Source organism: Burkholderia sp. BCC0097 (assembly GCF_902832985.1).
GTDB lineage: Bacteria > Pseudomonadota > Gammaproteobacteria > Burkholderiales > Burkholderiaceae > Burkholderia > Burkholderia orbicola.
In genome coordinates, this window is record NZ_CADFDM010000014.1 from 133,942 (window position 1) to 152,077 (window position 18,136).

An 18,136-nucleotide genomic window follows, 5' to 3' on the forward strand; every position below is an offset into this window, starting at 1 on the left:
GCGGGCACCATTGCCACGGCGCGGGATCAGCAGTTTGTCCGGTCCCGTTGTGGTGCGGCTTTAGTTACACGATCGACGTCGCCCCGGTGGGAAGGTCAAGCCGGTCGCCTGATACACACGTGCAGTTAAATCTCTTCGCAGTCGATTCACTACTTTCCCCGTCGCAGAAACTGCTCTCGCACGACTGGCGATTCCGTCGTCCGCCGTCGCGGCACAACAATTGTGTCGTCGATGAATCCCCATTTTGTCGGCGGAACCCTGCGCTAATGGGACGCCGGGATACTCTCTGGCGCCCCCGCGGATTCAGATCTAGCCAGGCTGCTTCACGTAACGAAGGTAAGGTTTCAGGGTTTTGAAACCCAGCGGATACTTCTTCTTCGCATCGTCGTCCGACACCGAGGTCGGGATGATGACGTCGTCGCCGGGCGTCCAGTTCACCGGCGTCGCGACCGTGTGCTTCGCGTTGAGTTGCAGCGCATCGAGCAGGCGCAGCACCTCGTCGAAATTACGGCCCGCGCTCATCGGGTAGACCAGCATCGCCTTCACTTTCTTGTCGGGCCCGATGATGAACACCGAGCGTACGGTCGCGTTGTCGACCGCGGTGCGCGGCCCGCCGCTCGCATTCGGGTGAATCATGTCGTACAGTTTTGCGACCACCAGATTGTCGTCGCCGATCATTGGATAGTTGATCGCGTGCCCTTGCGTCTCCTCGATGTCTTTCACCCATTTCTGGTGATCGCTGACGGGGTCGACGGAGAGCCCGATGATCTTCGTGTTGCGCTGATCGAATTCCGGCTTAAGCCCGGCCATGTAGCCGAGCTCCGTTGTGCATACCGGCGTGAAGTCCTTCGGATGGGAAAACAGGATTGCCCAGTGATCGCCGATCCACTCGTGAAAGCGGATCGTGCCCTCGGTACTCTCGGCGGTGAAATCGGGTGCTTCGTCTCCAATGCGAATAGCCATCTTGTGCCTCCATACGGAAAGTGAATCAAGAAACGACTGCCACGCTCACCGTGGCCGCCTTCGTACGCGTCAACATCGGCCACAGGTCTCGATCATTCGGGTTCGCACAGCCGACGCCTCCACGGGGCCAGCGCAAGCTTGTTACCACCTCAACGGATTCAGGAGTACGCTCCAATGGTCGAGGCGAGGAACGAACATCGGTACACGGCGCGCATACTCTTTCCAGACCGGACCGAACCGTCCAGACATTTCGCGCTCCTCCTTGCGAGCGAGACGCACATACGCGAACACGATCGCCGGAAACAGGGCGAGTGTCGCGACCGTCGGCCAGTGAACGACCTGACCGAACACGGCGAGCATGATGCCCACGTACTGAGGATGTCGTATTGCGCTGTACAGCCCGTCGTCCGCGAGTTGGTCATCGCGCCGCGCCAGATAGACCTCTCGCCAGCCAAAAGCGAGCATGGCCAGACCGAGCACAACGAAGACGCCCCCGATCAGCATTTCGAGTATCGCGCCCATTTCGCCATAGCCGAGCAGTGTTGCCCACAAGTGCCCCGTGAACGACGTACGCGGGATATCGAGACCGAAGAATCCAGACAGCAGATAGATCGTGAGCGGAAATCCGTACATCTCTGCGTACAGGGCGATGATGAAGGCTTGGACGAGTCCCGCGCCCGTCCATTCTCGCCAGCGTTTCGGTGCCGCGAATCGGTAGAGGATCCAGCTGGCTGCGACGATCATGATCGCAACCAGCCCCCAATGGCCGTAGTGCGCAGCGAAGCCAGCCTCATCATCCATGTCCTTTCTCCTTGCCATCGCCTCGACCCGGGTGCTTCACGGGACGCAATGCGCCGGCAAATACCATCCGTCACTACAATCGCCGTTCAAGTTCCCTACGGAGCAGCCTTTCCGATGGACGGCCATAGCAAACGGCGTCACCGTCGATCAACACACCCGGCGGAAAATAGATGCCGCCCTGGATGGCAAGTGCTTCGCCCTCCGCCGACTGGAAGGCAATTGTTTCGACGGCCAACGGATACTCGGCCGCGAGGCGGTCGAGTATCGCGATAGCATCGACGCAGAACACACAATCGTCCTGCGTCAGCACGGTGATTCGTAGCGTTCTCATCCGCACCTCATCCAGGGATTCGCATGCCTTGCCGCATGTCGGCGATCAGATTCGGGACCGGCAGGTACATCGTATAGTCGGGGGCGCCACCGTAATCCGCGCGCCACCGAATACGACCGTCAGGACCGACCAGAACGAACGAATGTCCGTCACGGCTTCGTCCCATCATGCCGTAGTCGTTCGCGTGATATGCCGACGACACTGCGAGATCAGGATCAGACAACACCGGATAGGACAGCGACATGTCCTTTGCCACGCGCCTCATCACGTCGACTGGATCCGACGCGATGGTGACGACGGAATCGACGCCGAGCGCGCGGAGCTGATCGGAATGGGTGGCGAGGTCTTTCGCCTGGTCCCAGCAAGGCTGACACGTCACGCCCTCCTGGAAATACAACAACACGGATTTGCCTCGCATGCCGCTCAGGTCGAAGACATTACCGTCGGTGCTCATCAATCGAATCGGCGGGGCGAGTTGACCCGGGCCCGGATCGCCTACCTGAAACCGGTACTTGCCCGCGAGCTGCCCGAATGCCCCCCCACGCCCCGCTTCCTGTTGTGCGTGGATCCAAAAGATCGCGGCCACCAATGCGACCAAAACAGCCAGGCCAGCCGACAGCACAAGCACGCGCCGTGAAGCTGCTTGCCCGTCAGAGAATGGTTGTATCTGCTTCATGATCTCCTCCATCTGCGTGATGCTTCGTTGACGGCGTGTTGTGTTGCTTTTCGGTGAGCGCCTGACCGTGCCACTGCGCGTGCGCGCGTACGGCCAGCGCGCCGACCGCGATGACGAGACCGAGTGCGGCGAGCCAGTTCGGTACCCAGGAAAGCGCGGTCGTGACGATCCGCCCCAGATGCTGCAACCTCACCGACAGCATCAGCGCCCAATGGCTCGGCGTGGGCATCGACTGATCCGCGAATGCGATCCACACCGTCGCTGCTCCCATCACGGCAAGAAGCAGCCCGCTTGCGAGCGCAGACGCCGATAACGTGCGTTGGATCGGGCCGAGCCGCCATGTGATCCGGCGTGCGCGAAACAACCCGCTCGATCGCCAGTCGACCCGGTCCCACAACAGCGACACAATGAATAACGGCGCTACCATGCCGAACACGTACGCGCTGCCGAGACCAATCGCGATCGCAATCGACGGCGCGACGCTCGACAGCGCGATCACCCCGGCGAGCACCGGCGCGCAGCATGAGCTGGCCACACCCGAAAACATCCCGAGCGAGTAGACGCCAAGCGGCCCGGCGGGCGTCGCCGCGCGCCGGCCTGGCATCGGCAGTTGCAGCTTTCCGCCCAGCAACGTGAATACCGCCATGCCGATCATCACGAGTCCGCCGGCGAGATACACGAACAGATGCCGAGTAACGAAGAGTTGCCGCAGCGCGACCGCGCCCATCACCAATGGCAGGATGATGGTCGCGATCCCAGCTGCGAACACGAAGCTCATTGCAACCAGCTTGCGGCGATTCTGAAACGAGCTTGCGAAATACGCGGGCAGCATCACCGAAATGCAGCACGGCGCAAACAGCGCGATCATGCCGGCAATGAAAGCCGCGATGACCGACCCGCCAAAGAAAATGCTGGTTTCCATCGTGTCGTCCTGTGGCCGGCTCGCGCCAGCGATACGTTGGATCGTTGCACCGCCTGCTTGTCATTCATCCGATAGGCGGTGCCCGCCACGGAAGCCGTGCTGCGATTGCATCAAGCGCGTATTTGCGACGCATGGCTTCCACCGTTCACACTCAGTGCTTTCCGTGCGATTCGTTCGACGACAGACGTTCCTTGTTCGCGTTGTCGGAAGACGCAGGCCGGTCGCTGTGCGAGTTCATGCCCTTCATCATGAAGAACATCGACAACGGACAGATCAGGAACAGGAGGAACGGTCCAGCGCTCACGACGAGCGCGCGAAACTGCGGCAACGCAAAATAGGCGGCTGCCAGGACGGCGAGCATGATGCCGCCGATGACCAGCATGTTCTTCGTGCATTTCATGATGTGACTCCTTGAGATTCAGAATTCGGGAAGCTTGGCGTCAGTCGGACGCGTTGCTATTTCGACGGTGAGGTTTGGACCTTGTCGGCGTACTTGAGCATGATGTCGCCCATCGCCTTCATCATTTCGCCGTGCATCTGCATCGCGAGTTTCTCGTTGCCCGGCGGCAATTGGCCCATCATCGGGCAACCTTGCATCATGGCGCCGCCTTTCATATGCCCGCCCATCATCGAGCCGCCCATCATGGATTGATCCATGGTCGATCGAGACGATGCCGACGAAGAATGCGAGTCGGCGGCGATGCTCAGACCGCTACCGGCGAGTAGCGTGATCACGAGCAACGGCATGACGAAAATGCGTTTGGTGTTCATGGTGTGTTCCTCCTGTCAAAGGCGTATTGGTGCACTCCTGACCAGCTCGCGATCCTTACGAAATTGGTCGAATCGACGAGGAATGGCGAGTGCGATCGAACCGCGACGGCGGTTTCCGATCAGGGAACAGCAGGAGTTAGAGTGCTTGCGGCGGGCGCTGAGGCAGTTCTGGAATGAACTGGGATGCCGACGGTACGTTACGGAGTGCGTACGTGGAGGAAGACGTCACAGGGACAGTGACGATCGTCGCCGACGGTATCGCCAGCATGGTACAGGATGCCGTGCCCGCGCTGGTTTGACAGACGGGTTGATGATGCTGACCGCCGTCCGGCGCCGTGGCATGCACGCTGGGCATCGCGTTCAACATGTGTGCCGTACCGGCCGGAGAAGTCGAGACGGGCGACGCGCTGTGCTGACAAAGCAGTGCCGGCGTGGAGAAGCCCGCAATGGGCAGCCACGCAATCAGGAACATCAGCACCAGTTTGACCATCCACCTCACGGTCGCCCCCTTGGGTCTTCGCCTAGCACGTAAAGATTCGTCCCAGCATCGTCAGCCCTGTGAATCCAAGCCGCCGATTGTTGCCGACGACGCTACAGATTGATGAGCGAGTCGGCGAATCTCCTGACCACTGTCAATCGACTCGAGAATCGGACAAGCGGGTCGGTCATCACCGGCGCAATGACTGGCCAGATGGTCGAGCGCGCTACGCATCTCGAGCAACTCCGCGATCCGCGTATCAAGCTCGGCGATCTGCAACGAAGCAATTTTCTTGACTTCGGCACTCGCGCGATCGCGCTCTTGCCAGAGCGCGAGCAAGTGCCGGATTTGCTCGATCGGAAAGCCCAGTGTGCGCGCTTGATGAATGAACCGCAGCACCTGGACATCGTCTGCACCATAGATTCGATACCCGCCAACCGTGCGCCCTGCCGCCGGCACCAGATTGATGCTCTCGTAGTAGCGGATCATTTTCGGGGTAACCCCCGACGCGCTCGCGGCTTGTCCGATATTCATGGTGTACCTCGATATCGCCGAATCTATGTTCCGCTACGCCGCGCGTGATCTTTGCAAACGGCCGCACGCAGGACCTCTCACATCTTGATTCGACTCTAGGCGATACAACGGCGGGAATGTCAAGGTTTTTTGAGGGGCGAGCGAAGAAAAATCCTCGGATAAATACTCTTGACATTCCGTTCGTGGCAATGCGCATAATTCGGGCCATCGCTTTCAACTGCCCGGCCCACCGTTCAGATACCATGCGCCGCCCTGTCAAACGAGCACTCGTCGCCATTGCCGTGATGTTCACGCTGATTTTCAGTCAGTTGTGGATTTCGGCGTACGCGTGTACGACAGTCACGGGTGACGCACGGGGCACATCGTCGATGGTTTCGGCGATCCCAGCCAACAGCCACGGCGATCTCCAGGATCATCACGTCGGTGTGACATGCCACGCGCACTGCGACAACAGCGCGCAACCGGATCACGCCGATCAACCTGTCCCGGCGCCACTCGTGTGGCTGCCCTTGATCTGGGGACACTCGAGCATTCTGACACTCGCGCTGCAGCCGGATCGGCCGGCGCATGTCGAGCCCCTCCTCGTGTCGGCGCCCCCGCCATCACGCATCCTCTTCCAGGTATTCCGCACTTAATCCCGGTCGACTGATCGTGGCCGTGCCCGCACATGCTGGCATGTGTCCGCGCTCGCACGCACCATCGCGCTTCCAGCCCTGCTAGCGCACGTGTTGACGCATGACGTCGATGCGCGGTGCGTTCGCGCGCCCGCGCTTCCGTCGTTCAATCGTTCCTCGGACGCAAGGGCTGTCGCAGCCGGAAGCGGCTTGCAGGTATCGGCGAGCGCTGAGCCCCTTTTTCGTGAATGTGCCATTGCACGTCACAGAATTTCGTCAATTTCAAGGAAGTTAATCATGAGCAAGTTTTCGCTGTTGAATCGCGCCACCATTGCCGTGGTGCTCGTTGCGCTGTCCGCCACCGCTTTTGCAGGTGGAGGCGGCGGCTCGCGTGGTCCGGGGCCGTATCCGTATGCGTCAACCGGAACAACCACCGCAACGCTAAGAGACGGTTTCAAAAAGGCCCCGTGGGGCTGTTAACTTTCGCGGTGAGCTGTTAACCTCAGGCATCGGAACAACCGAGACTGAGGAGATGGCCAAGCCGATCATCGACGATGAATTGTGGACACTGATCGAGCCGTTACTGCCGCCACCCAAGCCGCGGCGCGAGAAGAACCCGGGCCGCCTGCCTGTTTCGAATCGCGCCGCGCTGACCGGCATCCTGTTCGTTCTCAAGACCGGACTACGCTGGCGCGACCTGCCGGCCGAGATGGGATGCGGCTCGGGCGTGACATGTTGGCGCCGGCTGCGCGATTGGCAAGCAGCCGGTGTCTGGGATCGCTTGCACGAGCTACTGCTCGCAAAGCTGCGCGCAGCGGACCAGATCGACTTCTCACGAGCCGCCGTCGATTCATCATCGATTCGCGCCGTTGGGGCAGGCCAAAAACTGGGCCAAACCCCACCGATCGCGCGCGACCCGGTTCCAAGCACCACATCGTCACCGACGCCAACGGTACGCCGCTCGCCGCGATCCTGACCGGCGCGAACGTCAACGACGTCACGCAATTGCTGCCGCTGATCGACGCGATTCCGCCGATCCGCGGATTGCGTGGCCACCCATTGCAGCGGCCGCGTGTGGTCTACGCGGATCGCGGTTACGACTCCGAGCGACATCGGCGCGCGTTGCGCGATCGCGGTATCGAGCCAGTGATCGCCAAGCGCCGTACCGAACATGGCAGCGGCCTTGGCAAATATCGCTGGGTCGTCGAACGCACGCATGCCTGGCTGCATCACTTCCGTCGTCTCCGTATTCGTTTCGAGCGCCGTGCAGACATTCACGGCGCGTTCCTCAAACTCGGTTGCTGTCTGATCTGCTGGAATACCCTTCGGCGGGCCGATCAGTCTTTATGAAACCGTCTCTAACCCAATCGAGCACCGCTGATGCCGCTCCGAGTGCCCAAGGCAAGACCCGTGCGGACGTTCGCGGTGAATTGTTGCAGGCCGAAGAAGCAGGGATGCTCCCCGTGCTCAAAAACGATTATCCGATCAGTGCGACGGCGATCGAACGCAACCGTATCCGGTTTCAGCAGATCCAGCATGCGTGGGGGACGAGCGGGTTGACCACAGCGCAATAGTCGTGCCGCGATAGGTCGGGAAGCGGCCATCCGCTCCGGAGTATGACGCCGCCGGTACACCGGCGGCGCCATACAACTGAAATGATGACCAGATCCCTGACGGGCGTGCATGCGAAAACCATACCTCGATGTCGTCGTCCAAGGCGCTCGACATCGAACCAAGTTCCCAGGAGTTCAAGATGAACCGCTTTTCCTTCATCAATCGTGCCGCTTTTGCAGTCCTGATGGCATCCGTATCGGTATCTGTGATCGCTGGCGGCGGTGGGCCGCGTGGCCAGGACTATACGCAGCATCCGTCCAACGCGGTGACGATCGCATCGTCAGTTCCACTGGAGCAAGTTTCCACGACGGCCGTACGGACCGAGACCCGATTGCCACTCCCCGTCGGCATCAGCGCGCAGGGCAAGACGCGCACCGAGGTCTACGCAGAACTCGTGCAGGCTGAACGTGCCGGATTCGTCCCAAGCGGAAATGCCGACTACCCGCCCGGGCCGGTGACGATTGAACGCAACCTGATGCGATTCAAGATCGCAGAAAGCTGGTGGCAGTCAACGAATCAAGTCACCACGGCAGGAAAGTAAGCACCACGACGGCTTCGCCGCCCTCGCCACACGATAGCCGCCTTTGTGTGGCGAGCGATCGGCGCACCCGTTCAATGGCCAGCCGGTCGCGAGCAGTCACGATCAAGGTATTTGAGAACCGCAGGTTACCGACGCCACTCCAACTTGAGTCAGGCGCGGAATTACGGAGTGTGTGATGAACGACGAACAACTCGTCAGGGTCGATACGTCTCGCCGACGCTGGCTGGTCGCCACAACGACCGCGAGTGGAATCGGGATGGTGGCCGCCACCGTCCCCTTTCTGGAATCGCTGGCGCCGTCGGAAAAGACCAAAGGGCTGGGTGCACCGGTCGACGTCGACATCGCGGGGCTCAAGCCGGGAGAAAGCCTCACCGCCGCATGGCGCGGCAAGCCCGTGTTCGTCGTGAACCGAACGGATGGGATGCTGGCCACAGTTGTTTCGTCCGATTCCCAGGTCGCCGATCCTGCTACCCGGCATCCCTTTTCGATGCCTCTGCCGAGCTACTGCCGAAACGAATATCGTTCCAGAGCGGAGCGCAAGAATATCCTGGTGCTCATTGGCGTCTGTACGCACCTCGGGTGTACACCCACCGCACGATTTCAACCGGGCCCGCAGGCTAATTTGCCCAACGACTGGCCCGGCGGTTTCCTCTGCCCCTGTCACGGCTCGACTTACGACCTGGCCGGGCGCGTATTCAAGAACAAACCCGCACCCCAAAATCTCGACGTGCCGAAATTCATGTTTCCGTCGTCGATCCACCTCGTCATCGGTCGGGACGAAAGTGGCGACGCATGACGGCGCTGCCTCTGTCTGACAGCGCGTGGCGTTTGCCTCAGGGTTTTGTCGGCAGTTCGGGAGGGTTCGCCGAACATTTTCCTGAAGTCACCATCTGCCGCTCGCCACCGATCCCGTCCAGGATCGGGCACGTCGGCCGCTCGTCCCCCGCACAATGGCGCGCGAGGTGCGCAAGCTTATCTCGCATCTCGACTAATTCCGCGATGCGTGCATCGAGATCGGCGATATGTTGCACCGCGATAGCCTTGACCTCTGCACTTGCGCGCCCCCGATCCTGCCACAGCGAAAGCAGTTGCCGAATCTGTTCGATTGGGAAGCCGAGCGTGCGCGCCTGGTGGATGAAGCGCAGCACCTGGACGTCGTCTTCCCGATAGATACGGTATCCGCTGTCGGTACGCCCGGCGGTTCCAACAAGCCCGATACTCTCGTAATAGCGAATCATCTTCGCGGACACACCTGCAGCCGCCGCGGCTTGCCCAATGTTCATGACTCTCCCAACAAATCAAAGGAATACGAGGCGTCGTCCCGTTCCGCGATGACGCGGTGCATCCGACCCCGCGCACGTCCGAGATCATTCAGCTTACTATATGCCTTCCAACAAAAGGAAGGATGGCGCGAACAGTTTCCGGCGGTCAGTCCGTCGAAATTTGGCGCCGGTATGTCTACGATTCTTTCGAAACGGCCATGCCATGTCAGACCTTCCAATGGCATCCGAATAGGGTCCGCCCCGCAGTGACCGCGACGACTGACGTCGCCTATACTGGATTCCATGAAATTCCTGTCTCGCCTTGTCGCCATCGTGCTGATCGCATGGTTGCCGATTCTCGGCTACCCGGCGACGGGCTCGGCTTGCCCGGCCATGTTCCCGGTATCCGATATCCAGGCCCGACACGCGTGCAATGCGCAGCCATGCAAGATGGTGCATGACACGAAAACGCACATCGCAGACGCCAGCGCCGCATGTCGCACGACGATGGGCGGACTGTCCTGCGGAATAGTTTTCATGGCATCCGTGCCGCTGACGTTTCAACCCGTTGCCGCGCCCAGCCCCTACGCACCCAGGAACAGTGTACTGATCACCCAGTACGCGCCGGAGCCGCTCCAGCGCCCTCCTCGAGCAGCCTGATTCCTCGCGGTTCCATCCCGCCCCCCGGGTACGCTCGTCCATGTCGCCGTGAAAATGCCTTCTGTGCCGTAACGCGCGCGTTCAAGCGCAACTTGGCATGAGTTCGAGGCACAGGGCGCATTCGTCAGCATCCCAACTAGCTTGCCCAGTGCGGCTTGCATGAACCGAATTCAATGGTTGCGGTGTCGATGCCCGTCGCCCCAGCATGGCAACCCGTTGCAGCAGATACGCGATATGAAACGCAATCAACCTGATCGAACACCACCAACGCAGTCTCGCCGCAGCGCGACAAGCCGCATTGACCGCAATCGTCGGCGCATCCTGTTCTGGGTCGTGCCGACCTTCCTGGCGGCAGGCGCATCATCGATACTCTTCGAGGTCGTTACGTCGAGACGCCCGGGTGTTCGAGCCAGTGCGCCGGCTTCGACTTCGGCAACGCGTGAATCCAACTGGCGTGTCGGCATGTTAAGGCCCAACGGATTGCGCATTGTCCCGAGCGGGCGCCACGACGCGTCACGCGTGCTCGCGCCCGAGCAATTCGCGGATCCCGAAACGCGCCATGCGTATTGGGTGGCCACGCAAATCCCCGCGACCCTCAATCAACTGTATTGCTGGTGCGGTTGCGAAAACACCGGCGAACATCGCTCGAACCTCCAGTGCTTCGAGGACAAGATGGCCGTTTCCTGCCCGGTTTGCCGCGGCACGGCGGAGATTGCGTTCGACATGAAGCGCAAAGGGATCACCGACGCGGGACGCATCCAAGCGGCGGTCGATGCGAAATGGGCACCAAAGGGATAGTCGGAATGCCTCGCGCGCGGCCCACGACATGCCTGCGCGACCCGTACATTGATGCACGCATCCTGTCACGGAGATGAACGATGACGACGATCGACCGCATCACGCGCCGTACGCTATTGCGAGCGTCGCTCGCATCCACTGTGATTGCCGTCGGCCCCCGGCCGCTTGCGACGCTTCTACAGCCGAATGCGCGTGCCGCCGGCACGCCTTTCATCCCCGATGTGTCGATCGAACTGCATGCGCGGCCGGATCGGCTGAACCTGTTGCGCGGCCCCGCAACAGGCGTATGGCGTTATGACGGAAAAGTCACGCACGGCGATCCACACGCCTTGTGGTTCGTCTCCGACGGCTACGCGCCAGTTGTGCACGTACGCCGGACACAGAAAGTGCGAATCGAATTCGTCAATGACCTGCCTGAACCAACGATTGTCCACTGGCACGGCTTGCTCGTGCCCGCATCGATGGACGGGCACCCGCGCGATGCGATCGCCACGAAACAGCGCTACGTGTACGAATTCGACGTCCTGAATCGCGCAGGGACGTACTGGTTTCACGCACATCCGGATGGCCGCACCGGTGCGCAGATCTATCACGGCCAGGCGGGCCTTCTGATCGTCGATGACGAGGAAGATGCCGCCCTTCCCCTGCCCCGCGGCAGCTACGACGTGCCGTTGATGATTCAGGACCGCACATTTGACGACGACAACCAGCTTGTCTATCTGTCGCAGCAATCCGGTGGAATGATGGGTGGTCGCGGGATGATGGGCAACCGGGGCATGATGGGCGGTGGAATGATGGGCCGCGGCATGATGAACGGCGGGCAAGGCGGCATGGCCGACATGATGGTGCAGATGATGGGTTTCCTCGGCGACCGGATTCTCGTCAACGGCCGGCCCGACTACGTGCTACCGGTCGCCACACGGGCCTACCGGTTGCGTTTCCTGAACGCATCGAATAGCCGCATCTACAAACTCGCTTGGCACGACGGTTCTCCGCTGACCGTCATTGGAACCGATGGCGGCCTGCTCGACCGCCCGCTGCGGCGGTCCTATGTGACCCTGGCACCGGCCGAACGGCTTGACCTCTGGGTGGATTTCAGCGGCAAGCCGATCGGCACTGTCCTGACGCTGCAGAGCCAAACGTTCTCCGGCGACGTCGCCATGGGGGGAATGATGACGCGTACCCGGCTGCCGCTGGGTGCACGCTTTCCGGTCCTGACCGTCAAGGTTGTTCGCCGCGAACACACGAACGACGGCTTGCCCGCTACGCTGGCGCGAGTTCCCGTCGCTCACCCGCGTGACGCGATCAACTTCATGCAGCCGCGCGCGTTCGGCATCACGATGGGCATGATGACGTGGGGCATCGACGGCCGACGATTCGAGATGGACGGCGTAGCGCCGGCGGAAACCGTCAAGGCCGGCACGACCGAAATTTGGGAATTCCGCAACGACGAATCGATGATGCTGATGGCGCACGCGATGCACGTGCACGGCGTGCAGTTCCGCGTGCTCGACCGCGTGGTCGATGCGGAGTTCGCCGGCGCGCGCCACACGCTGTCGGATGGCTATGTCGATGACGGATGGAAGGACACCGTGTTCATGATGCCCGGCGAACGCGTGCGTCTGCTTGTTTATTTCGGAGAACGCACTGGCATGTACCTGTACCACTGCCACATGCTCGAGCACGAGGACTCGGGATTGATGCGCAACTATCTGGTCGAGCGATAGCGGAACGCTTCGCCTGCAGGGCTCGGCTCAAAGCAACGCCATAGGAGGTCAATCGTGAGGATCACCCGCCGCACATTCATTTCGGTCGCCGCCGGACTTGCCTCGGTGGCGACGTTCGGCCGGCACGCGCAGGCGGATGCCGGCGTCGTGCAGGAAAGCGACGCGAATGCCGTCGCGCTCGGCTACAAGACGGACGCGAGCAAGGTCGACAGGACGAAATTTCCAAAGTTTCAGGCTGGACAAGCGTGTGCGAGCTGCCAGTTCTTTCAGGGCAAGACCGGCGACACCGCGGCACCGTGCACGGTGTTTGGCGGCAAGCGGGTCAGCGCGAAAGGCTGGTGTAGCGCCTACATGAAGCGAGCCTGATCGCTCAAAACCACCGGGAGCAGACCATGGAAACACAATGCGTTGTCGCGATCGTTCGACCAGAAACGCTCGATGCGATCGAGAAAGAGATCCACTCGATTGATACACACGGCGTCACGATCACTAAAGTAAAGGGCTTCGGCGCACACCTGAATCCCTATGCCAAACATTGGGAAACCGAACACCTGAAAATCGAGATCTTCACGCGAGCATCGGACGCCGACGCGCTCATCGAGGCCATCATGCGAGTGACGCACGTCGGCGCGCCCGGCGACGGTGTCGTTGCGGTCATCCCGGTCACCGGTTTCTACAGCATCCATACGATGAAACCGGTGGTTCCTTGACCAGAAAGAGGTTGCAAACCATGGTCGATTTTTACCGCGACATCAGGACGTTATCCGCGACCATGCGCAGCACGTCGTCTCGTCGGCCGTGAAACTCCGGCTTCGGATCTCGACGCCGCGCCCTCACGGCGGTGAAAATCGTGCCGACGGGACGCCGGTTGCGACACGGGCGCCGGTCAGCGCCTGGAGCGGCTCATCGGTTCCATCGTCGCAGATGCGCGAGAAACGTATCGGCGCTGACGAATCCAACCAGTTGCGCGTCGGGCGCCAGCCGGCCTTCCTTGCCGTAGAAAATCAGTGCCGGCGGCCCGAACAATCCGAAGCGCCGCAGCATCGCAGTGTCTTCCGCGGTGTTGCGCGTCACGTCGATACGTAGCAGCGTCCAGTGCATGAATTCGTCGATCACGCGCGAATCACGTAAGCGGCTCGGCGCGACCAGTTCCATATTCGCGCGCGCATGGGGCATGATGTGAGAGCTTGGGGAGTTCCGTGAGGATCACGTGAGATCGTGCCCACGATCGTGGATCATGGGCACGATCTATCTGGATCTATGAAGCAGTCAGGCAGTGCCATGCGAGCTGACCGACGTCAGCTTGTCGACCACATTCCAAGGCAGCAGTTCGTCGACGCGGGTGATGACGTGATCAGCGATGTGGGTCAAGACGTATTCCAGATAGGCGCGCGGGTTGATGCCATTGAGTTTGCACGCACCAATCAAGCTGTACATCGCGGCGGCCCGCTCACCCCCGCTGTCGGAACCAGCGAACAGGAAGTTCTTTCTCCCGAGGCTCACGCAACGCAGGGCGTTTTCTGCCAACGCGTTGCTGATCTCGGCTTGCCCATCCTCGCAGAACAGCGTCAGCGCAGTCCAGTGATTCAGCGAGTACTGGATCGCGCCGGCCAGCTCCGACTTGCGCGACAGCGTCGCGAGCTTGGCCCGGATTCTCGTTTCGAAGGCGTCCAGCAGCGGCTTGCTTTTCTCACGCCGCACGCGCTGCCGTTCATCGGGCGGCTTGCCGCGGATGTCGGTTTCAATGCCGTAGAACTCGCCGATCATCTCGAGCAGTTTCTGGGTCTCGTCCGTCGGTGTGCTCGCGTGGATCTCGTAGTACTTTCTCCGCGCGTGGTCCCAACAAGCAGCCTCGCGGATCTTGCCACTTACGTACAACTCGTCGAAGCCGCCGTAGGCATCGGCTTGCAGGATGCCTTCGAATCCGGCGAGATGCGTCTGAGGATGGATGCCTTTGCGATCGCACGAGTACGCGAACCACACCGCAGCCGGCTCCGTCGAGCCCGAACGGCTGTCGTCGCGCACGTACACCCAGAGTCGCCCGGTCTTCGTCTTCTTGTTGCCTGGCGCGAGCACGGGGATCGGCGTGTCGTCCGCGTGCAACTTCGTGCCCGCCATCGTATACCGGCGCAGCGCGTCGGTCAGCGGGCGGCAGAGCGCCTCACACTGTCCGACCCAGCGACCCATGCTGGCGCGGTCAAGCGTCACCCCGTCGCGCGCCGCAATTTCCGATTGTCGGTACAGCGGCGCATGATCTGCGTACTTCGACACCAGAATGTCGGCAAGCAAGCTCGGATGCGCGATACTGCGCTCGATCGGCAGTCCCGGCATCGGTGGCTGCGCGATGTGGCCGCAGGCCGGACAGACCGTCTTGTGCCGGATCGTGCGGATCACCTTGAACATCGCCGCAACACGGGCGAGCTGTTCCGAGACGTCCTCGCCGAGGCACTGCATAGCACCTTCACACTTGGGGCAGATCGAATCCGGTTTGAGCACGCGATCTTCTCGCGTAAGGTGCGGTGGCAGCGGCTCACGTACGGCCGGATCGCTGCTAGTCGTGGACCTTTCTCGTCGGACCTTTGTGTGCTGAACGTCGGCGACACCGCTGCCTGCGGCCAAATCCTCAAGCCGGAGCTCAAGCTTCTCGATCTCTCGGGCAAGTTGTTCCGACTTGCGGCCGAAGTGCATTCGCTTGAGCTTGTCGATCAGGAGCTTCAACCGTGTGATCTCGAGATCGCTTGCGGCGATGTCGCGGCGCAGCTGTTCGATCTCGAGTTCCCGTTCGATGGCCGACGCGCGAGCCTCAGCCAGCATGGCCTTCAGTGCAGCGACATCGTCGGGCAGATCGTCGAGATTCGGCATGCGCCGGAGTTTACGAGCCTCCCGAGCGGTTTACAACACCTACAGCATCGACAGAGGTGCCGTACGGCGGGGCTGCCGCCAATCGATGCCTTCGAGAAGCATCGACAACTGCGCGACCGTGAGCGAGATCTTGCCGCCATCGGCTTGCGGCCAGATGAAGCGGCCGCGTTCCAATCGCTTCGACAGCAGCCAGAGCCCGTCGTCGGTGGCCCAAAGCAGCTTCACGAGATCGCCTCGACGTCCGCGGAAGATGAACACATGGCCGCACAACGGATTCTCCTCGAGCGTCGCCTGTACCTTCGTGGCAAGCCCCTGGAAGCCGCAGCGCATGTCCGTGACGCCCGCAGCAAGCCAGATGCGGGTGCCGGCCGGCAATGTGATCACTTCAGGCATTCCTGCAGGAACGCTTCGGCCCGCTCAGCAGACAGGCCGCGAATCTTCACGCGCCGCTTGCCGATCTCCACCTCGATCTCGCACACGGGCGTCGGCATCGGTACGCCGCTTGTCACCTTCGACGTCGCGTTTCCCGTAGGCTGCGGCGCTGGCAGCATCAACACCGAATCGATCACGTCAACGCTCAGCAACTCCGTGCCTGTCATGGCCGACGGCGCAGCTTCGAGTCCCGGCAGTTCCAGCTTGCCTTCCCGATATTGCTTGCGCCACCCGAACACGACGTTGGCGTTGATGTCGTGCCGCCGCGCGACGATCGACACCGACATGCCTGGTTCCAACGTTTCCCTGATCACTTGCTGTTTGAATGCCCGCGCATACGTGCGATGGGCCGGGCGCGCTGCATTCGGCATAGCTGACCGTCTCCGTCAATCTAAACGCGACTATCATGCGCCAGCAAAATCAGCATCGGGAAACGGTCGGGCCGAGTCGCTTACCGAATCACTGAACGTGAAGCGTTCGAGCTCTTTGCACGTGATGCACCAGTCGGCATAGAAATCGATCATCATGGGCCGACCGCGCGCGTCCGCGAGCGCGCGGTCCAGTTCGGCATTCGAGCGTATCGATTCGAAGCGCGCGCTCGCCTGGGTTGGCCTGCTCGCTGGAACAGACATCTGCATGAAGCCGCCCAGTGGCCGTAACGCATCGAAGTGGCCTGATGCGACGCCGACTAGCTCTGCGACGCCCACTACCAACAGCAACACACCGAGAGCCTTACCGATCCGCTGGATGCCGTGCGCGTTCGGCGGCAACGGATCGATCCCCCGCAGCGTCATGCCCGCGCTCGCGAACAGCATCGCGAGCACCATCATCAACAGCCAATCAGGCAACAGCGAATAGACAAACCAGAGCGCCGCGGCCAACAGCATGAATCCAAGCGTATGCTGCACGGGGATCATCCAACGGCCGGCTTTCGGCAATACGTGCGAGCCAAACGTGCCGAACGCGAGCAACGGCAGCCCCATGCCGATCGCCATTGCGTAAAGCGCCGCCGCACCACCGATCAGGTCGCGACTGTTCGCGATATAGAGCAGCGCACCCGCGAGCACCGGCGTGGAGCACGGACCGACGATCAGCGCGGACAGCATGCCCATCACGAACACGGGGCCCGCGCGCCCGCCCGGCAGCCGGCGGCTCCAGTTCGCGAAGCGGGTCTGCCAGTTGACGGGCATCTGCAGCCGGAACACGCCGAACATGCCGAGCGCAAATACGACCATCAGCGCACCGAACGCGGCCAGCACCCAGCTCCGCTGCGTCAATGCGACGAGCGGCATACCCGCGAGCGCCGCGACGGTGCCGGCACCGGCGTAGGTGAGCGCGAGTCCCTGCACGTAGACGAACGATAGTCTGAAGCCGCGCCACAGCGAAGCCGGTCGCGCGCCCGCGCCGATAACGGCTGCAACGATCGGAATCAGCGGATACATGCAGACCGTGGCCGCCATCAGCAGACCGCCAAGCAGAAAACCGGCGATTTCGGGCAGGCTGATTCCGTTTGCCGGACGCAGATGGATTCCGAACACCGAGAGTGTCGAATGACTTCTCGAGCCGCCGGTCTGAGCAGCAGCCGCCCCGGCATCATCGCCGGTGGCCACACGCGTCACCGTTCCATCTGTGGCAATCCGGAAGGTGCGCATCAATGGCGGATAGCAGACGCCCGCGTCCGCACATCCTTGCGAGGTGACCGACAACGTGACACTGCCTGCTGCGACGGCACGAGGCAGCGTAATGCGAAGATGTAGCGGCCGGTGGTATACCGTGACCATGCCAAACGTCGGATCCTTCTTGACCTCGCCCGGCGGCAGCGCGTCGGGCTTGACCGGCACACCGTCCGCCGCGAAGCTGAAGCGGTCTCGATAAAGGTAGTATCCCGGATGGGTATCGAAGTCGAGATCGACTTGCTGCGGCCCGCCGAGCGACACCTTCAGAGGAAAGGCACTCTCAGGCGGTAGAAGATCGGCCTCGCCGAGCGCGTGGGCGGCGAACGATGCCAGCATCAACAGCACGCCAAGCGCGATGCGCAGCACGAGCGCATGCGCCCAGCGTCCACCGAACGCCCTCGCCGTGGAATGCCATGTGTGCACTGCCGCCTCCATTCAGAGACGCCGCATGCGGGACCGGCCATCGATGGCCGG

25 protein-coding genes are annotated in these 18,136 nt (G+C 61.6%); 10 read left to right on the top strand and 15 right to left on the bottom strand.

Features of this window, described 5'->3' with window-relative positions:
• Positions 1-309 precede the first annotated feature (309 nt).
• From HWX07_RS34320 to cueR (HWX07_RS34360), 9 genes are all read right to left on the bottom strand, one after another.
• Entirely contained in the window at positions 310-963 is a 654-nt protein-coding gene (locus tag HWX07_RS34320) for a peroxiredoxin (protein WP_027810705.1), read from the bottom strand.
• Between the two features lie 141 nt (positions 964-1,104).
• A complete protein-coding gene (locus HWX07_RS34325) occupies positions 1,105-1,764 on the bottom strand; it encodes an isoprenylcysteine carboxylmethyltransferase family protein (RefSeq protein WP_027810706.1) in 660 nt (219 codons plus the stop codon).
• Positions 1,765-1,837: 73 nt separating this feature from the next.
• Positions 1,838-2,074 carry a thioredoxin family protein gene (locus HWX07_RS34330; RefSeq protein WP_223274314.1) on the bottom strand — a complete coding sequence of 79 codons (237 nt, stop codon included), beginning with the start codon at positions 2,072-2,074 and terminating at the stop codon, positions 1,838-1,840.
• Between the two features lie 28 nt (positions 2,075-2,102).
• Entirely contained in the window at positions 2,103-2,771 is a 669-nt protein-coding gene (locus HWX07_RS34335; RefSeq protein WP_159068964.1) for a peroxiredoxin family protein, read from the bottom strand.
• Positions 2,746-3,693, bottom strand: a complete 948-nt coding sequence (locus HWX07_RS34340) for a cytochrome c biogenesis CcdA family protein (protein WP_046544059.1) — start codon at positions 3,691-3,693, stop codon at positions 2,746-2,748. The genes HWX07_RS34335 and HWX07_RS34340 overlap by 26 nt, the downstream gene beginning before the upstream one ends.
• Before the next feature lie 151 nt (positions 3,694-3,844).
• Positions 3,845-4,093: a DUF2933 domain-containing protein gene (locus HWX07_RS34345; RefSeq protein ID WP_027810708.1), complete on the bottom strand. Its 249-nt coding sequence runs from the start codon at positions 4,091-4,093 to the stop codon at positions 3,845-3,847.
• A gap of 56 nt (positions 4,094-4,149) precedes the next feature.
• On the bottom strand, positions 4,150-4,464 hold the full coding sequence (locus HWX07_RS37085) for a hypothetical protein (protein WP_027810709.1): 315 nt from the start codon (positions 4,462-4,464) through the stop codon (positions 4,150-4,152).
• Between the two features lie 136 nt (positions 4,465-4,600).
• The gene (locus HWX07_RS34355; RefSeq protein ID WP_143282321.1) at positions 4,601-4,954 is read right to left on the bottom strand and encodes a hypothetical protein; all 354 of its coding nucleotides are present in this window, start codon (positions 4,952-4,954) and stop codon (positions 4,601-4,603) included.
• A gap of 60 nt (positions 4,955-5,014) precedes the next feature.
• Positions 5,015-5,476: a Cu(I)-responsive transcriptional regulator gene (cueR, locus tag HWX07_RS34360; RefSeq protein WP_063777000.1), complete on the bottom strand. Its 462-nt coding sequence runs from the start codon at positions 5,474-5,476 to the stop codon at positions 5,015-5,017.
• A 911-nt stretch (positions 5,477-6,387) separates the two neighbouring features.
• Between cueR (HWX07_RS34360) and HWX07_RS34365 the strand changes: the two genes are divergently transcribed.
• From HWX07_RS34365 to petA, 5 genes are all read left to right on the top strand, one after another.
• Entirely contained in the window at positions 6,388-6,570 is a 183-nt protein-coding gene (locus HWX07_RS34365; RefSeq protein ID WP_143330922.1) for a hypothetical protein, read from the top strand.
• A gap of 52 nt (positions 6,571-6,622) precedes the next feature.
• A protein-coding gene (locus HWX07_RS34370) for an IS5-like element IS402 family transposase (protein ID WP_085954470.1) occupies positions 6,623-7,440 on the top strand; the annotation gives its coding sequence in 2 pieces (ribosomal slippage) (positions 6,623-6,971 and positions 6,971-7,440; 819 coding nt in all).
• Positions 7,437-7,664: a DUF4148 domain-containing protein gene (locus tag HWX07_RS34375; protein ID WP_080353693.1), complete on the top strand. Its 228-nt coding sequence runs from the start codon at positions 7,437-7,439 to the stop codon at positions 7,662-7,664. The genes HWX07_RS34370 and HWX07_RS34375 overlap by 4 nt, the downstream gene beginning before the upstream one ends.
• Before the next feature lie 128 nt (positions 7,665-7,792).
• Positions 7,793-8,245, top strand: coding sequence for a DUF4148 domain-containing protein (locus HWX07_RS34380; protein ID WP_050068885.1), 453 nt, complete (start codon positions 7,793-7,795; stop codon positions 8,243-8,245).
• Positions 8,246-8,420: 175 nt separating this feature from the next.
• The gene (petA, locus tag HWX07_RS34385) at positions 8,421-9,041 is read left to right on the top strand and encodes a ubiquinol-cytochrome c reductase iron-sulfur subunit (protein ID WP_027810164.1); all 621 of its coding nucleotides are present in this window, start codon (positions 8,421-8,423) and stop codon (positions 9,039-9,041) included.
• A 37-nt stretch (positions 9,042-9,078) separates the two neighbouring features.
• On the opposite strand, the gene cueR (HWX07_RS34390) is transcribed toward petA, so the two are convergent.
• Entirely contained in the window at positions 9,079-9,528 is a 450-nt protein-coding gene (gene cueR, locus HWX07_RS34390) for a Cu(I)-responsive transcriptional regulator (protein ID WP_027810165.1), read from the bottom strand.
• 282 nt (positions 9,529-9,810) lie between these two features.
• Between cueR (HWX07_RS34390) and HWX07_RS34395 the strand changes: the two genes are divergently transcribed.
• The 5 genes from HWX07_RS34395 (at position 9,811) to HWX07_RS34415 (ending at position 13,402) form a co-directional block, all read left to right on the top strand.
• Positions 9,811-10,167 (top strand): hypothetical protein, encoded by a 357-nt coding sequence (locus tag HWX07_RS34395; RefSeq protein WP_039362793.1) that lies wholly within the window; start codon positions 9,811-9,813, stop codon positions 10,165-10,167.
• 234 nt (positions 10,168-10,401) lie between these two features.
• A complete protein-coding gene (locus HWX07_RS37090; RefSeq protein WP_223274497.1) occupies positions 10,402-10,965 on the top strand; it encodes a PCYCGC domain-containing protein in 564 nt (187 codons plus the stop codon).
• 80 nt (positions 10,966-11,045) lie between these two features.
• On the top strand, positions 11,046-12,692 hold the full coding sequence (locus tag HWX07_RS34405; protein WP_027810166.1) for a multicopper oxidase domain-containing protein: 1,647 nt from the start codon (positions 11,046-11,048) through the stop codon (positions 12,690-12,692).
• A gap of 54 nt (positions 12,693-12,746) precedes the next feature.
• Positions 12,747-13,058 carry a high-potential iron-sulfur protein gene (locus HWX07_RS34410; RefSeq protein WP_027810167.1) on the top strand — a complete coding sequence of 104 codons (312 nt, stop codon included), beginning with the start codon at positions 12,747-12,749 and terminating at the stop codon, positions 13,056-13,058.
• 26 nt (positions 13,059-13,084) lie between these two features.
• On the top strand, positions 13,085-13,402 hold the full coding sequence (locus tag HWX07_RS34415) for a P-II family nitrogen regulator (protein ID WP_027810168.1): 318 nt from the start codon (positions 13,085-13,087) through the stop codon (positions 13,400-13,402).
• 193 nt (positions 13,403-13,595) lie between these two features.
• On the opposite strand, the gene HWX07_RS34420 is transcribed toward HWX07_RS34415, so the two are convergent.
• The 5 genes from HWX07_RS34420 to dsbD all read right to left on the bottom strand — a co-directional run bounded on the left by HWX07_RS34420 (position 13,596) and on the right by dsbD (position 18,097).
• Positions 13,596-13,808, bottom strand: a complete 213-nt coding sequence (locus HWX07_RS34420) for a hypothetical protein (RefSeq protein ID WP_223821135.1) — start codon at positions 13,806-13,808, stop codon at positions 13,596-13,598.
• A 153-nt stretch (positions 13,809-13,961) separates the two neighbouring features.
• Positions 13,962-15,554, bottom strand: coding sequence for an IS66 family transposase (locus HWX07_RS34425; protein ID WP_027813733.1), 1,593 nt, complete (start codon positions 15,552-15,554; stop codon positions 13,962-13,964).
• Between the two features lie 39 nt (positions 15,555-15,593).
• Positions 15,594-15,947 (bottom strand): IS66 family insertion sequence element accessory protein TnpB, encoded by a 354-nt coding sequence (gene tnpB / locus HWX07_RS34430; RefSeq protein ID WP_205713959.1) that lies wholly within the window; start codon positions 15,945-15,947, stop codon positions 15,594-15,596.
• Positions 15,935-16,357 carry a transposase gene (locus HWX07_RS37220; RefSeq protein ID WP_027813735.1) on the bottom strand — a complete coding sequence of 141 codons (423 nt, stop codon included), beginning with the start codon at positions 16,355-16,357 and terminating at the stop codon, positions 15,935-15,937. The genes tnpB and HWX07_RS37220 overlap by 13 nt, the downstream gene beginning before the upstream one ends.
• 33 nt (positions 16,358-16,390) lie before the next feature.
• On the bottom strand, positions 16,391-18,097 hold the full coding sequence (gene dsbD, locus HWX07_RS34440) for a protein-disulfide reductase DsbD (RefSeq protein ID WP_080353683.1): 1,707 nt from the start codon (positions 18,095-18,097) through the stop codon (positions 16,391-16,393).
• Positions 18,098-18,136 lie beyond the last annotated feature (39 nt).